General features: G+C 75.2%; 17 protein-coding genes. 7 read left to right on the forward strand and 10 right to left on the reverse strand.

Going from position 1 to position 14,940, the window contains the following annotated elements:
• Positions 1-93: 93 nt before the first annotated feature.
• The 7 genes from FB586_RS14895 to FB586_RS14925 all read left to right on the forward strand — a co-directional run bounded on the left by FB586_RS14895 (position 94) and on the right by FB586_RS14925 (position 5,884).
• Positions 94-975: a manganese catalase gene (locus FB586_RS14895; RefSeq protein WP_136520090.1), complete on the forward strand. Its 882-nt coding sequence runs from the start codon at positions 94-96 to the stop codon at positions 973-975.
• Positions 972-1,391 carry a hypothetical protein gene (locus FB586_RS14900; RefSeq protein ID WP_136520091.1) on the forward strand — a complete coding sequence of 140 codons (420 nt, stop codon included), beginning with the start codon at positions 972-974 and terminating at the stop codon, positions 1,389-1,391. The genes FB586_RS14895 and FB586_RS14900 overlap by 4 nt, the downstream gene beginning before the upstream one ends.
• Positions 1,388-2,569: a zinc-dependent alcohol dehydrogenase gene (locus tag FB586_RS14905; protein ID WP_136520092.1), complete on the forward strand. Its 1,182-nt coding sequence runs from the start codon at positions 1,388-1,390 to the stop codon at positions 2,567-2,569. The genes FB586_RS14900 and FB586_RS14905 overlap by 4 nt, the downstream gene beginning before the upstream one ends.
• A gap of 164 nt (positions 2,570-2,733) precedes the next feature.
• Positions 2,734-3,813 carry an iron-containing redox enzyme family protein gene (locus FB586_RS14910; RefSeq protein WP_246036789.1) on the forward strand — a complete coding sequence of 360 codons (1,080 nt, stop codon included), beginning with the start codon at positions 2,734-2,736 and terminating at the stop codon, positions 3,811-3,813.
• Positions 3,810-4,850, forward strand: a complete 1,041-nt coding sequence (locus FB586_RS14915) for a glycosyltransferase family 2 protein (RefSeq protein WP_246036790.1) — start codon at positions 3,810-3,812, stop codon at positions 4,848-4,850. The genes FB586_RS14910 and FB586_RS14915 overlap by 4 nt, the downstream gene beginning before the upstream one ends.
• A complete protein-coding gene (locus FB586_RS14920) occupies positions 4,847-5,116 on the forward strand; it encodes a CDGSH iron-sulfur domain-containing protein (protein WP_136520093.1) in 270 nt (89 codons plus the stop codon). Before FB586_RS14915 ends, FB586_RS14920 begins: the two co-directional genes overlap by 4 nt.
• A gap of 120 nt (positions 5,117-5,236) precedes the next feature.
• On the forward strand, positions 5,237-5,884 hold the full coding sequence (locus FB586_RS14925; RefSeq protein ID WP_136520094.1) for an ANTAR domain-containing protein: 648 nt from the start codon (positions 5,237-5,239) through the stop codon (positions 5,882-5,884).
• Positions 5,885-5,967: 83 nt separating this feature from the next.
• On the opposite strand, the gene FB586_RS14930 is transcribed toward FB586_RS14925, so the two are convergent.
• The 10 genes from FB586_RS14930 to FB586_RS14970 all read right to left on the reverse strand — a co-directional run bounded on the left by FB586_RS14930 (position 5,968) and on the right by FB586_RS14970 (position 14,655).
• Positions 5,968-6,702 carry a GAF and ANTAR domain-containing protein gene (locus FB586_RS14930; RefSeq protein WP_136520095.1) on the reverse strand — a complete coding sequence of 245 codons (735 nt, stop codon included), beginning with the start codon at positions 6,700-6,702 and terminating at the stop codon, positions 5,968-5,970.
• 35 nt (positions 6,703-6,737) lie between these two features.
• The gene (locus FB586_RS14935) at positions 6,738-8,126 is read right to left on the reverse strand and encodes an extracellular solute-binding protein (protein WP_136520096.1); all 1,389 of its coding nucleotides are present in this window, start codon (positions 8,124-8,126) and stop codon (positions 6,738-6,740) included.
• A 5-nt stretch (positions 8,127-8,131) separates the two neighbouring features.
• Positions 8,132-9,076, reverse strand: coding sequence for a carbohydrate ABC transporter permease (locus tag FB586_RS14940; RefSeq protein WP_136520097.1), 945 nt, complete (start codon positions 9,074-9,076; stop codon positions 8,132-8,134).
• Entirely contained in the window at positions 9,076-10,044 is a 969-nt protein-coding gene (locus FB586_RS14945) for a carbohydrate ABC transporter permease (protein WP_136520098.1), read from the reverse strand. The genes FB586_RS14940 and FB586_RS14945 overlap by 1 nt, the downstream gene beginning before the upstream one ends.
• 154 nt (positions 10,045-10,198) lie before the next feature.
• Positions 10,199-11,545 (reverse strand): cytochrome P450, encoded by a 1,347-nt coding sequence (locus FB586_RS14950; protein WP_136520099.1) that lies wholly within the window; start codon positions 11,543-11,545, stop codon positions 10,199-10,201.
• 44 nt (positions 11,546-11,589) lie between these two features.
• Positions 11,590-11,727 carry a chromosome partitioning protein gene (locus FB586_RS14955; protein ID WP_136520100.1) on the reverse strand — a complete coding sequence of 46 codons (138 nt, stop codon included), beginning with the start codon at positions 11,725-11,727 and terminating at the stop codon, positions 11,590-11,592.
• Positions 11,724-11,897, reverse strand: coding sequence for a hypothetical protein (locus FB586_RS19480; RefSeq protein ID WP_168800570.1), 174 nt, complete (start codon positions 11,895-11,897; stop codon positions 11,724-11,726). Before FB586_RS19480 ends, FB586_RS14955 begins: the two co-directional genes overlap by 4 nt.
• 108 nt (positions 11,898-12,005) lie before the next feature.
• On the reverse strand, positions 12,006-12,428 hold the full coding sequence (locus FB586_RS14960; RefSeq protein ID WP_136520101.1) for a DUF6098 family protein: 423 nt from the start codon (positions 12,426-12,428) through the stop codon (positions 12,006-12,008).
• Between the two features lie 194 nt (positions 12,429-12,622).
• Positions 12,623-13,036 carry a CBS domain-containing protein gene (locus FB586_RS14965; protein ID WP_136520102.1) on the reverse strand — a complete coding sequence of 138 codons (414 nt, stop codon included), beginning with the start codon at positions 13,034-13,036 and terminating at the stop codon, positions 12,623-12,625.
• A gap of 98 nt (positions 13,037-13,134) precedes the next feature.
• Positions 13,135-14,655: an aldehyde dehydrogenase family protein gene (locus FB586_RS14970; RefSeq protein WP_136520103.1), complete on the reverse strand. Its 1,521-nt coding sequence runs from the start codon at positions 14,653-14,655 to the stop codon at positions 13,135-13,137.
• Between the last annotated feature and the right edge of the window lie 285 nt (positions 14,656-14,940).

Genomic DNA, 14,940 nt, shown 5'->3' on the forward strand with positions numbered 1-14,940 from the left:
TTTGACTGGCAGGACCACCGCGCGTCGAGGAGATGGCGCGTGCCGGCGGTCGTCCCGACCGGGGACGCCTGCGTGCCAGCGAGAGGGAGCCACATGTTCTTCCACCGCCAGGAGCTGCAGTTCCACGCCAAGCCCGAGAAGCCCGACGCGGTCTTCGCCCGCAAGCTGCAGGAGGTGCTCGGCGGGCAGTACGGCGAGATCACGGTCGCGATGCAGTACGGGTTCCAGTCGTGGAACGCCCACATCCCCGGCAAGTACCGCGACCTGCTCTACGGGATCGGTGCCGAGGAGTTCGGCCACGTCGAGATGCTCGCGACGATGATCGCGCAGCTGCTCGACGACGCCCCGATCGGCATCGTCGAGGGGGCCGTCCAGGACGACCCGACCGTCGCCGCGATCGTGGGCGGCACGGACCCGCAGCACGCGATCGTCGCGGGTGCGGGCGCGCGCCCCGTGGACTCGAACGGCAACCCGTGGACGGCCGGGTACGTCACGGCGAGCGGCAACCTGCTCGCCGACTTCACGGCCAACGCGAACGCCGAGATGCAGGGCCGCCTGCAGGTCGCGCGGCTCTACCACATGACCGACGACAAGGGCGTGCGGGACATGCTCGCGTTCCTGCTCGCGCGCGACACGATGCACCAGAACCAGTGGATCGCCGCCGCGAAGGAGCTGCAGGAGGAGGGCCACGAGCTGCTGCCCGTGCCGTCGAACTTCCCGCTCTCCAAGGAGCACCGCGACGTGTCCTACCAGTACATCAACTTCTCCAACGGCGAGCACGCCTCCGAGGGCAGCTGGGCGTCCGGCCCCACCCCGGACGGCAAGGGCGAGTTCACGTACGTCGCCGAGCCGCCCGCGGGCGTGCCGGCGCCGAAGCCCACGCGCCCGGACTCGCGCCTGTACGGCACGACCGACGTGCCGAACGCCGTCGAGAAGGTCGCCGGCCGGGTGCAGGACAAGCTGCACCGCGAGTGAGCGTGCGCGGACGACTGCTGGCCGTGGCGGCGCTCGGTGCGGGCGCCGCCACGGCGGTCGTGCTCCGGCGCGGCCGCACGGCCCTCGACGCACCCGGTCGCGGGACGCTCGCCGTCACGGTCGCGCTCACGGCGGACGAGGTCGACGCCCGCGCGACCGGCCTGGACGACGAGCTCGGCGCCCTGCTGGCGCGGGCTCGGCGCACGCCGGCGCCGGGCGGGCGCGGGACGGAGCTACGGGTCGACGACGACGGCCACGACCGGGCCGGCACGCGGCAGACGTTGCGGCTGCTCAAGCAGCAGCTGGAGACCGGCTCGACCATGCCGCCCGACGACCTGTCGGGCCGACCCCCGACGCCGCAGGGGCTGGCGCTGGACGCGGTGCTGCGCGCCGCGGGACGGGAGGGACGCCTGTGAGGGCGGTGCAGTGGACCGGGGTCAACGAGGTCAGCACGGGCGACGTGCCGGACCCCGCGATCGAGCAGCCGTACGACGCGATCGTCAAGGTCACCGCGAGCGTCACGTGCGGCTCGGACCTGCACCTGCTCGGCGGGTACATCCCGTTCATGCGGCACGGCGACGTCATCGGGCACGAGTTCCTCGGCGAGGTCGTCGAGGTGGGGCCCGGCGTGCGCGACCGGCGGGTGGGCGAACGGGTGGTCGTCAGCTCGTTCATCGCGTGCGGGAGCTGCTGGTACTGCCGGCAGCAGCTGTTCTCGCTGTGCGACAACGGCAACCGCAACCCCGCGGTCACCGAGACGTTGTGGGGCTTCGCGCCCGGCGGGTGCTTCGGCTACTCGCACGCGCTCGGCGGGTACGCCGGCTCCCACGCGGAGTACGTGCGCGTGCCGTTCGCGGACGTCGGCGCGTTCCCCGTGCCCGACGGGGTCGAGGACCTGCGCGCGCTGTTCGCCTCGGACGCCGCGGCGACGGGGTGGATGGGCGCGGCCGACCTGGGCGAGGTCGGGCCCGGCGACGTCGTGGCCGTGTGGGGTGCGGGAGGCGTGGGCCAGATGGCGGCCCGTTCCGCCCAGATCCTCGGTGCGGACCGCGTCGTCGTCATCGAGACCGACCCGTACCGCCGCGCCGTCGCGCGCGACCAGCTGGGCTGCGACGTGCTCGACCCGCAGGACGCGCTCGGCGACGCGCTGCTCGACCTCACGGCCGGCCGGGGGCCGGACGTGTGCATCGAGGCGGTCGGCATGGAGGCGTCCGGGGCCACCGGGCCCCTGGCGGCGCTCGACAAGGTCACGCAGCTCGCGCGGGTGCAGACCGAGCGCATCACGCCGCTGCGCGAGGCGATCTACCACTGCCGCAAGGGCGGGCGCGTCGCCGTGCTGGGCGTGTTCGCGGCGTGGGCGGACCGGTTCCCCCTCGGTGCCCTGATGAACAAGGGGCTCACGCTGCGGGGTGCGCAGATGCACGGGCAGAAGTACATCCCGACGCTGCTCGACCTCATGGCGCGTGACGAGCTCGCGCCGGAGTACCTCGCGACGCACGTGCTCGACCTCGAGGACGGCGCCGAGGCGTACCGCCTGTTCAAGGAGAAGGACGACGGCTGCCTGCGGGCGGTCCTGCGTCCCGGCGGGGTCTGACGCGCGAGCCCTCGTCCTGCGGCTGCGTCCCGGGTGCCGACCATGGGCGCAGCCGCAGGTGAGCGCCTCGTGGCGGCCGATGTTCCGGTGGCGGGCCACGGGGGCCGGGGCCACGATGGGTCGCGCGTCGAGCCCCGGCGCCGCAGCCCGAGGGAACGAGAACGATGACCAGCACGTCGGTGCCGACGGACGTCCCTGCCGAGCCCGGGCCCGCACCCACGCGGCCGATGCCCCTGCCCGCCCCGCGCGGACCGGTCGGCGAGGCGCTCGTCCGGCTGCTGACGGGCGCCGACCGCGGCACGGCTGCGCTGCACGCGGCGGTCGACGCGGCCGTCGCGGCGCCCCCGGCGTCGTGGCTCGAGGACGACGACGTCCAGCACGCGCTGCTGTGCCTGTACGAGCTGCACTACCGGGGCCTGGCCGGGGTCGACGACGCCTGGGAGTGGGACGTCGACCTGCTGCGCGTGCGCACGACGCTCGAGGGGCTGGTGGAGGCCGAGCTGCGGACGCGCGTCCCCGTGCCCGACTGCGGCGACCGCACCCGCACCGGGGTCGCCGCGCGCCTCTTCCGCCTCACCGAGGAGGACGACTCCCCCAGCCTGTCCCGCTGGGTCGCGCGCCGCGCGACCGAGGACCAGGTGCGCGAGCTGCTCGTGCAGAAGTCGGTCTACCAGCTCAAGGAGGCGGACCCGCACACGTGGGCCGTGCCCCGGCTCGGGGGCCGCGCGAAGGCCGCGCTCGTGGAGATCCAGGCGGACGAGTACGGCGGCGGCGACCCGGAGCGCATGCACCACGCGCTGTTCGCGTCGTCCCTGCGGGGCCTGGGACTGGACGACACGTACGGCCGCTACGTCGACCACGTCCCCGCCGCCACGCTGGCGTCGTCGAACGTCATGTCCCTGTTCGGCCTGCAGCGGCGCCTGCGCGGCGCCACGGTCGGCCACCTCGCCGCGTTCGAGATGACGTCGTCCCTGCCGAACCGCCTGTACGGCAACGGCCTGCGCCGCCTCGGTCACGACGACGAGGCGACCACCTGGTACTTCGACGAGCACGTCGCGGCGGACGCGGTGCACGAGCAGATCGCGGCGCGCGACCTCGCGGGCAACCTCGCCGAGGAGGAGCCGGCGCTCGTCGACGACGTGCTGTGGGGTGCCGCGGTCTGCCTCGCCGTCGAGGGCTGGGCCGGGGCGCGCACGATCGCGCGGTGGGAGGCCGGCGAGTCCTCCCTGCGCCTGCCGCTGTGAGCGTGTCCCCGGGCCTCGACGAGCGGGCCCCGGACGCGGGCCCCGCGGCCGTCGAGGACGCCGTCTACCTGCTCCCCCTGCGCTCCCCCGCGCCCGTGGCGGACGAGACCTGGCAGTACCTGACGCGCGTGGCCGCCGTGCTGCCGGTCGTCGTGGTGGACGGCTCGCCGCCGGACGTGCAGGACGCGCACGCGCGCCGGCTGCCCACGGGCGTGCGCCAGGAGCGCGTCGGCACGCCGCCGCCGGGACGCAACGGCAAGGCGGTGTCGGTGCGGCACGGCCTGCGGGTCACGGACGCCGAGCGCGTCGTCGTCGCCGACGACGACGTGCGGTGGGACCCGGCCGACCTGCGCCGCGCGCTCCGCCTGCTCGACGACGCCGAGGTCGTCCGGCCGCAGAACGTCTTCGCGCCCGCGCCGTGGCACGCGCGGTGGGACACCGGCCGGGCGCTGCTCAACCGGGCGCTCGGTGGCGACTGGCCCGGCACGCTGCTCGTGCGCCGCTCGGCGCTGCCCCCGCACGGCTACGACGACGCGGTGCTGTTCGAGAACCTCGAGCTCGTGCGGACGGTGCGGGCCCGCGGCGGCCGCGAGCACGTCGCGCTCGACGTGCTGGTCGAGCGCCGTCCGCCGGACGTGCACCGGTTCCTCGACCAGCGCGTGCGCCAGGCGTACGACAGCCTCGCGCAGCCACCGCGGCTCGCGGCCGAGCTCGCCGTGCTGCCGCTGACGGCGGCGGCACTGGTGCGTCGCCGGCCCGGTCTCGTCGTCGCCGGGGCGACCGCGGTCGTCGCGCTCGCCGAGACGGGGCGCCGGCGCGCCGGTGGCACCGACCGCTTCCCCGCGACGGCGGCGCTGTGGGCGCCGCTGTGGTGCCTCGAGCGGGGGGTCTGCGCGTGGGCCGCGCTCGTGCTGCGCCTGCGCGGCGGCGTCCCGTACGCCGGCACCCGCCTGCGCGTCGCCGCGCACCGCGAACGCGACCTGCGCCCGGCCGGCCGCCCGGCCGGTCCCGCGCCCGACCCGAGGAGCACGCCATGAGCCAGGAGCCGCACCCGACCGACGTGACGAACGACACGGGTGCGCCGGCGTACCGGGCGTCGCGCACCCCCGCACCACGGGCCTCGTTGACGTTCTGCCCCGACGGCCCCGTGCTCGTCCGCGGCGACGTGGACCTGCGCGACGAGGACGGCAGGCCCGTCGACAAGCCGCGGCCCACCGTCGCGCTGTGCCGGTGCGGCGGCTCCGCGATCAAGCCCTGGTGCGACGGCACGCACAAGGTCAACGGGTACCGGTCGCTGGACTGACCTGCGCACTCGCCCGCGAACCGCCCGTCGCCCGTTTGCTTCGCCACGTCCGTTCGCCTAACTTTCACCACGGGTCAGGACACGGCCCGACGGTTCCTGACCGACGTGAGGCCCCATCCCGTGTCCACCACCCTCCGCGACGACCGCCCGGTCGGTCGCGACGTCCCCGCCGCCGTGACGGCGCGGCTCCGCCACGTCCCCGCGGACGGCACCTGGTGGTGGTCGGACGAGTGCTTCGCCCTGCACGGCTTCGAGGTCGGCGAGGTCGTCCCCACCACCGAGCTCGTGCTGGCCCACGTGGACGCCGGTGACCGGGACCGGTGGTGGGCCGAGCTGACGGCCGCCACCACGGCGCCGGCGCACTCCCGGTTCCGGATGCGCGACGCGCTGGGCCAGGAGCGCCACGTCGTCGCCGTCTACCGCCGCACGCCCGAGGACGCCGTCGAGGTGGACCTGGTGGACGTGACGCGGCTGGTCGCCGCCGAGGGCAGCCGGCTCGCCACCGCGCAGATCGCCGCGTCCGCGGCCTCCCGCGCGACGATCGAGCAGGCCAAGGGCATCCTCGCCGCCGCCTACGGCCTCACGCCGGAGCTCGGTTTCGCGCTGCTGCGGGAGGCGTCGATGCGCAGCAACGTGAACCTGCGGACGATCGCCGAGGGCGTCGTCGAGCACGTGGTCGCGGACGGGACCCGCAACGAGACGCTCGCCGCCCAGCTCGCGCCGTTCCTGCTCGGGGTCGGCCCGGAGGACGTGCTCGGCCGGGACTGAGCGGCGGACGACGCACGACGGGGGCGGCGGGTGGGTGCACCCGCCGCCCCCGCGCGGCGCCTCCGCAGCCGTCGAGGAGCCGCTCAGCCGTTGCGGGGCTCGAACGTCGACTCGGGCGGCTCCGCGCCGCCGACGCGCCGGACCATCTCGTGCGCGAGGTCGCGCAGCTTCACGTTGCGACCCTGCGACGCCCGTCGCAGGAGCGCCAGCGCCTCCTCCGCCGAGCAGCGGTTCTGCGCCATGACCATCCCGATGGCCTGGTCGATGACGGCCCGCGACTCCAGCGCCGTCCGCAGGTCGGCGGTCGTGGTGGCCAGCTCGAGCAGCCGCAGCGAGTAGCGCAGGACGTGCCGCAGCTCGCCGGCGAGCGCCTGGGCGCGGGCGACCGAGGCGTCGTCGAGGACCCCGGGAGCGTCGGAGTACGCGTTAAGCGACACCTCCAGGTCGGGGTTGACCCTCACCGGGAACGCGGCCGCCGCCACGAAGCCCGCCTCGACGGCCGCGTCACGCCACGCAGGCCACCGCGGGTCGGCGGCGACGTCGTGCACGAGGACGGTCTCGCCGAGGTCGAGCGCGCTCAGGCAGGGGCCCGCGCCGCTGGCGTACTCGACCTCGTCGCAGTGCCGGGCGCGCTCCCCGGTCCACGCGACGGCCGTCGCGCGGCCGTCGCGGCGCAGCGTGACGGTCGTCTCCCCCGCCTCACCGGCGACGATCCCCGCGCAGGCGTGCGCGACCGCCTCGAGGACCTGCTGCACGTCGGTCGCCTCGACCAGGGTGGTGTGCAGGCGCTCGATCGCCTCGCCGACCGGCTCGTCCACGGTGCCGTCCTCTCCTCGCGGGAGGACCTCGTCGGTCAGCCCTCCGCCGTCACGTTCTCGTACGCGCGCTCGGCCGCGTGCTGCGCGTCGGCGAGGGCCTCCTCGACCGTCGCGTCGCCGAGCAGCGCCTCGGTGACCGCGTTGTTGAGCGCGTTGGTGATCTCCTGACCGGCAGGGGACGCGCCGTACGTCCGACCGTAGTCCAGGACGTCGTAGTAGGTGGCGATGACCTGGTCGAAGCCGGGGTCACCGGTCTCCACCACCCAGCGCTCCCGGACCAGCTGGTCCGCCTCGGGCGAGCCGGTGAACAGGCCGGTGTTGATGCCGCCGTCCTCCTCCCGGGTCGCGGCACGCGCCTCCCCCGCGGCCTCCCAGGCGTCGAGCTCCGTGAGCGCGAGCATCCACGCGCACGCGGCGTCCGGGTTCGCCGCCCCCGCCGGCACGACGAACGCCGACCCGCCGGCGACGGCGAAGGGCTCGCCGTCGGCGCCGCGGAACGGCACGGCGCGCAGCTGGACCTGGCCGATGTAGGGCGAGAGCACGTTCGGGTACCACTGCGCGTTCACCTGCGCGGCCACCTGGTCCGTCACGTACTGGTTCGCGTCGCCGAAGGTGTCGAACGCGTCGCTGAACGACTTCACCTGGGCGTACCCGCCCTGCGCGTCGGTGATCTGCTTGAGCAGCTCCACGCCCGCGACGTTCGACGGGTCGTCGAGCGTCGGCCGCCCCTCCTCGTCGGTGAGCTGCCCGCCCATGCCGAGCACCCACAGCCCCGCCTGGCCGGTGGCGACCGGGTCGAAGCCGAGCCGGGTGGGCGTCCCGCCCTCCGCGGTGTACGTGGCCGCGACCGCCTCGAGCAGCTGGTCCGGCTTCGAGGTGTCGAACTGCTCGTCCGTCAGGCCCGCCGCCTCGGTCACGCGGGTGTTCAGGATGATCGCCGGCGGCTGGTAGAACTGCGGCACCGCCCACAGCTGGTCGTCCCACTCCACGTCGTCGACGACGAAGTCGTAGAACCGCTCGTCGGCCTCGACCCCGTGCGCCTCGTAGCAGGCGTCCAGCGGCTGGATCAGACCCTGGGCGGCGTACGTGGGCACGAACCGGCGGTCCATCTGCACGACGTCGGGCACCTGCCCGCCCGCGACGCGGGTCGTGAACTTCTGCGCGTCGAACGAGGTCTGGTCCATGGTGATGTCGACGTCCGCCAGCTGCTCGGCGGCGTACTCCATGCGGGCCTCGCCCACGTCGTCCGCGTTGTCGAACGCCCAGGCCGAGAGCTCGCCCGTCGGCGCCGTCGTGAAGTCCGTCGGCTCGCCGCCGCCGGCACCTCCCCCGCCGCCGCCCCCGGGGCCGCAGGCCGCCAGGGTCGCGGCGGCCGTGACGAGTGCCAGCCCGGTCAGCAGAGGCGTGCGTCGTGCAGTGTTCATGGGGGTCATCCCTTGCGTCCGGTCGTCGCGATGCCGTCGACGAAGTAGCGCTGCCCGAAGGCGAACAGCGCGAGCATGGGCAGCGTCACCAGCAGGGACGCCACCATCACGTACTGGTAGTCGCCCTGGCCGCCGGCGGTCGGGCTGTACCGGGTCATCGCGTACGCGATCCCGAGCGGGGCCGTGAACTGCTCGACGCTGCCCGCGTTGAGGTAGATCAGCGCCGACTGCAGGTTGTTCCACGAGGCCTGGAACTCGAACAGCAGCACGATGACGAACGAGGGCACGGCCAGCGGCATGGCGATCCGCCAGAACTGCTTCCAGTATCCGGCGCCGTCGATCAGCGCCGCCTCGAAGATCTCCCGCGGCAGGCCGAGGAAGAACTGCCGCTGCAGGAAGATGTAGAACGCCGAGCCGAAGAGGTTGGCCCCCCACAGCGGCACCCACGTGCCGAGCAGGCCCGTCTCCTTCCAGATGAGGTAGGTCGGGATCATCGTCACCGCGCCGGGGAGCATCATCGTGCCCAGCACGAGACCGAACAGCAGGCTGCGCCCCGGGAAGCGGAACCAGGCGAACCCGAAGGCGACGAGCGAGCTCGACACCGCGACCGCGACCGCGGCCAGCACGGCGATCGACACGCTGTTCGTCAGCCAGCTCAGCAGCGGCAGCTCCTGCCACACGGTGACCCAGTTGTCCCACCGCACGGGCGAGGGGATCAGGGAGTTGTCGAAGACCTGGCCGCGCGTCTTCAGGCTCGCGGCGACGAGCCACAGCAGCGGGTACAGGAACAGCGCCGTGACGGCGAGCAGCACGACCCAGCGCACCACGCGGCCGACGCCGCTGAACCGGCTGCGCCGCCAGACGGGCGTGGCCTCGTCGACGCCGCGGGCGCGGGTCGGGGTCGCGGGCACCTGCCGGGGCGCGCCGAGGGGGGTGGTCGTGGCAGCCATCAGCGATCCGCCTCGTAGTAGACGAAGCGGTTCCCGAACCGCACCTGGACGACCGTGACCAGCATGACGATCACGAAGAGCAGCCACGCCATCGCGGCGGCGAAGCCGAAGTTGAACTGACGGAACGCCTGCTGGAACAGGTAGATCGCGTAGAACAGCGACGCGTCCGGTGCGCTGGAGCCCTGGTCGCGCCAGAACAGCAGGTACGCGGAGTCGAAGATCTGGAACGCGGCGATCGTCAGCACGATCGTGTTGAAGAAGATGGCTCCGGAGATCATCGGCACCGTGATGTGCCGGAACAGCCGCCACGGCCCGGCGCCGTCGAGCGTCGCGACCTCGTACAGCTCGCGCGGGACCGACTTGAGGGCGGCCAGGAAGATCACCATCGTGCCGCTCACCGCCCACAGCGACATGAGCACGATCGACGGCTTGATCCAGTCCGGGTCGACCAGCCACTGCGGTGCGGGCAGGCCGAGGCTGCGCAGGAACCGGTTGATCGCGCCGTTCGAGCCGTTGAGCAGCAGGAAGAAGATCGCCGCCGTGGCGACGGCCGGCGTCATCTTCGGCAGGTAGAAGACCGTGCGGAAGAAGCCGGCGCCCTTGCCGACGCGGTCCAGCAGCACGGCGAGGAACAGCGCGAACGCGATCTCCAGCGGCACGGCGAGCACCGCGTAGAACAGCGTGTTGCCGAGCGCGGTCGCCACCCGGGGGTCGTCGAGCAGCTCGCGGTAGTTGTCGAGGCCCACCGGCGTCGTGGCGCCCGTGGCGAGGTTGTACCGCGTGAAGGAGATGTACAGGCTCCAGAGCATCGCCCCGGCGGTGAAGACGAGGAACCCGACGACCCAGGGCGAGATGAACAGGTACCCCGCGATCGCCTCGCGGTCGAGCCGGCGTCGTCGTCGCGGCGGTGCTGCCGTCCCCGTCGTGGTCGCAGGGCCGCCCGCCACTGCGGGCGCAACGTGCGTCATCGCCGGCTCCCGTCGTCCGGTCCGCACCGGCGAACCGGGTCGGAGCTCCCCCCTCGTGACGTCCACCTGCTGGAACGTCGAGGACGGTTCGGACGATAGAACTGCTTCTCCTGCTCCGCGACTTCTCGGCACGCCGCGCGGCGTGGGTTGCGTCTCAGGCCGCGGCGGCGCGCATGCGCAGGTGCTCGTGGGCGAGCGTCGGCGGGAGCGGGTCCTCGGCGAGGCCCGGGTGGCTGTCCGGGCTCCACCGGACGTCGCGCACGAGGTCCGACAGGAGCGTCGACGCCGTGAGGAGCACCACGTCCTCACCGGGGCAGACGACGGGCCCGGCGCTGAACGGCACGACCAGCCACGGCTCGGCGGAGCCGGCCGGCCCGGTCCAGGCCGTGCCGTCCCAGAAGCCCGGGTCGAACGTGTCGGCGGCCGGCCGCCGCTCCGGGTCGCGGTGGAACCACGAGCTGACGAGGGCCACGCCGTGGCCGGGCGGCAGCACGCCGTCGCCCCAGACCGTGGGCGCGACCGTCTCGCGCAGCAGCACGAGCGTCGTCGGCCACAGCCGGACGCTCTCGAGCACGGCGGCGCGCGCCAGCGGGAGCACGTGCACCCCGCCCGCGGCCGCGGCCTGCGCGGCCTCGGCGCGCAGCGCGTCCTGCAGGGCGGGGCGGGCGGCGGCGACGGCCAGCGCGCGCCACAGGGCGATGCGGACCGCGTCGAACGCGAACAGCCAGTGCGGCACCTGGGTCGCGGCCAGCAGCGGGGAGCCGCCGCGGGCGACGCCGGCACCGGCGAGGCTGTCGGCCGGGGCGCGGCGCACGTGGTCCAGCACGTGCCGCGTGAACCGGGCGCGCAGGGCCCGCCGCTGCGGCACCGCGAACGCCCAGTTGGCGCGCGTGCGCAGCGCCTGGAGCTCGTCGGTGAGCACGGTGTCGTCCCTGGCCCCCGGGCCCAGCGCGACCGTGCGGGCGGCCTGCCACAGCGGGCCGTCCACGTCGTCGAAGCCGAGACCCCCGCGTTCGCGCGCGGCACCGACCATGCCGGCCGCCAGCGCGTGCAGGGAGCCGACCACGCCCTCCCCGGCCGAGTGCACGGGGCGCCCGGTGTCGAGGGCGCGCTCGTTCCACTCCCGCAGGGCGGGCCGCTCCTCGAGCGGGCTGATGAGCACGCCGCGCGGCTGGAAGTGCGACAGCGCGGCGCGCTTCTCCCACGACGCGGGTGAGAACGGGTCCGGCGACGCGTCGAGCACCGCCCGGCCGTCCTCGTGGTGCAGCGGCAGCACGAGGCGACGCCGCCCGAGCGTGACGGCGACCGGCCGGCGGTCGTACCGCTCGGCCAGCTGCTCCAGCACGGCCGAGGCCCGCGCGTCGCTGCGGGCGCGCTCGGCCGCGACCGTGACCCGGGGCCGGCGCACGATCGCACCCTGCGCGAGCAGCGGCGCGACCACCGTCGACAGCACGCGCGCCTGCTCCGCCGGTCCCAGGGTCACGACGTCGCGCGGCCCCACCCGGTGCTCCCGGGTGGGGCCGGCGACGTGCGACGGGGCCGCGGTCAGGACGGGTCCTCGACGTCGCGGTCCGGCGTCGGCGCCTCGCCCTCGTGCCCCTCGGGCACCGGGTCCGGGTCGACGCCGAGCGACGGGAGGTCCGGCTGCTGGGGGTCGAAGCTCTCGGGCAGCTGCTCCGTCATGCGGTGCCGTCCTCGGTGCTGCGCGGGTTGAGGTTGTCCGGGTCGGCGTCGGGGTCGCCGGACTCGGCGCTCGCCTCGCCGCTGGCCTGCGCCCCCGTGCGCGGGTTCAGGCTCTCCGGGTCGCTGTCAGGGTCCTGTGCCGGGTCGTAGCCCGTGGTCTCCTCGCTCATGCGTCCCACGTTGGCACCGGTCCGCGGTGGCCGCACGCCGGGACGCGGGATCGCCACGGGCTCCGGACCGCGGCGCGCGACCGACCGGCGTCCGCGCGTCCCCGCAGGTCAGCCCGGCATCGAGCCCGGGTCCATGGCGCGGTGGTAGACCTCCGTCGCCTCGTCGAGCGCGGACTGCGCGAGGCGGGCGACGGGCACGACGTCGTCCACGAGCGGCTCGCTGTCGGGGCCCCGCCCGGCCTCGCGACCGGTGAGCACCCACGCGTAGCGCTCGCCCCCGGCGAGGTGGGCGTACTGGCACACCTGCCGCGCCATCCACTCGCGCGACGGGCGCGTCCACCAGGGCTCGGGGCTCAGGCGGTTCACGCTCAGGCCGGGCAGCGTCGCGCCGCTCTCGCCGTCCGTGCTCGGGTTGCCCCGGTCGACGTCGGGACCGGCGCTGAAGCGCACGTACGCCGTGTCGCCGAGCGCCTCCACGACCTCGACGAGCTCGTCGAGGCGCGTCACGAGGAGCATGTCGTCGCCGCTCATGCCCGTCCCCCGTCGCGTCCCGGGACCGGCGGACGGCGGCGTGAGGTCGAGGCCATGGGCACTCCTCGTGGGTTCGGCCGGCGGGTCGCCCGCCGGCGGACGGGTCGACGCGCGCTGCTCGACGTCGCCACCCAGCATCGCCGGGGGCGCCGCGGGCCGCACCCCGGCGGCGGGTCCGCGCGCCGCGCGCGGCGTCACGTCGACGGCGCCGCCGAGATGTCGCCCAGCACGTCGCCCGCGTCCCGCGACACGGCGACGTCGCCGAGCGAGACGACGCCGAGCACCACGTCCCCGTCCACGACCGGCAGCCGGCGTACCGCGTTGTCCGCCATGAGGGCGGCCGCCTCCTCGAGCGTCGTGCCCGGCGCCACGTGCACGGGGTCGGGCGTGCACACCTGGCCCACCGGGTCGGCACCCGTGCCGCCGACGGCGAGGACGCGCGTGACGAGGTCGCGGTCGGTCACGATGCCGGCCAGCCGGCCGCCGTCGAGCACGACGACGTCGCCGACCGCCCGCTCGCGCATGAGCTCGGCGACCTCGCGCACGGTGGTCGTGACCTCGGCCGTGACGGCGTCGCGGTCGACGACCTCGGAGACGGTCCTGGTCATGTTCCCTCCTCGGCGCGTGGGCGGGGCTGTCCCCGCCACTGTGGCACCCGCGGGGACCGGTCGCGCGGGCACGCGTCCGGTCCCCGCGGGTGGGGGCGTCAGCCGGCGGGGGTGACCGCCGCCTCGACGTGCACGGCCTTAAGCACCGTCATCGCCGCCAGCAGGTCCGGCCCGTAGCCCGCGCCCGCACCCGACTCGCGGCGCGGGTCGGCCGAGCCGCCGGGCGCGCCCCCGAACACCGCGTTCACCTTCACGGTGCCGACGTCGAGCGTCTCCGCGGCCTCGAGCGCGTGCTCCAGGCGCGGCGTGAGGACCGTCGCCGCGAGCCCGTACGCCCCGGTGTCGGCGAGCTCGAGGGCCGTCGCGAAGTCCGGCACGCGCGTGACCGCCGCGACCGGCCCGAACGTCTCCTCGGTCAGCACCGTCATGTCGGCCGTGCAGCCGTCGAGGACCGTCGGCGCGTAGAACGCGCCGGGCCGGTCCAGGCGGTGCCCGCCGGCGAGGACCCGCGCACCCGCCGCCACGGCGGCGTCCACGTGCTCCTCGACCACGGCCAGCTGCGTCTCGTCGACGAGCGGGCCGAGCTGCGTGGCGGGGTCGGTGGGGTCGCCGACGCGCATGTCGCGCGCGAGGGCGGCGAGCGCGTCCACGACGGCGTCCGCGACGTCCTCGTGGAGGTAGACGCGCTCGACGGACGTGCAGAGCTGGCCGGTGTTCGTGAACGCGCCGGTCGCGATCTGCTGCGCCGCCCACGCCGGGTCGACGCCCGCGTCGACCACGATCGGGTCCTTGCCGCCGTTCTCGCGCAGCACGCGGGCGCCGCGGGCGCCGGCCGCCGCCGCGATCGCCCGCCCGGTCGCGGAGCTGCCCACCTGCGCGACGAGCGCGACGCGCGGGTCCGCGACGATCGCGGCGCCCGTCCCGCCGTCGCCGTTGACGACCTCGAGCACCCCGGGCGGGAACGCCTCCGCGACGAGGCGCCCGAGCGCCCACCCGGCACGCGGGCTGCGCTCCGAGGGCTTGTGCACGACCGTGTTGCCCGTCACCAGCGCCGCGGCCAGCAGGCCGGCTGCCGCCGGGTAGGGGTCGTTCCAGGGCGTGATGACCGCGACGACGCCGTGCGGCTCGCGCCGCACGACGTCGAGCGCGAGCGGGTCGCCGGCCAGCGTGCGGCCGGTGGCGCCCAGCCCCGTGGTCGCGGCCTCCTCCAGGATGTCCGCCGCCACGCGCGCCGACTCGACCGACGTCGTCAGCAGGCGCCCGGTGTCGGCCGTCAGGAGCGCGCCGAGCTCGTCCGCCTGCTCGCGCACGCGGGCCGCCGCGGTGCGCAGGGCCGCGGCGCGTGCACCGGGCGCGGTGCGGCGCCACGTCCGGCGCGCGGCGTGCGCGGCGCCCACCGCCTCGGCGACCTCGTCCGCGTCCGCCGGGACGAGCACGACCGTCGGGGCGCCGTCGACCGGCGAGAAGCGCACGACCTCCCGCCCGCCGCGGGCGTCGACGACGCGTCCGCCGACGACGTGCGCGGCGAGCCGCTCGGGCGCGGCGGCCGCGCCCGAGCCCTCCCCGAGGGCGTCGGTGGGGGTCGGCGCGGCGGTGGTCGGGTCGGACGTCGTGGTCATCAGATCTCCTGTCGACAGGTGGTGGCGAAGGATGCGGGACGCGAATCCGCAGGACAAGCGGAACGAAGCGTCCCGAACGGTTCGAAGTGCAGGAGCGGGTGAAGTGCTCCACTCTGGGCCCGGGGTCGCCCCCGCCGGAAGAAGCCCGGTTGCGCTCCTGATCTGCAGCCGGACCTCGTCCGGGACGACTGTGGACCACTCACGGAAGGTCGGCCACTCATGCGTGAGCACCGCGTCACCGCCCAGCACCACGACCCGTCGACGGCCCCACCGGCCGCCCGCCGG

Source organism: Cellulomonas telluris, assembly GCF_004886325.1.
GTDB lineage: Bacteria > Actinomycetota > Actinomycetes > Actinomycetales > Cellulomonadaceae > Cellulomonas > Cellulomonas telluris.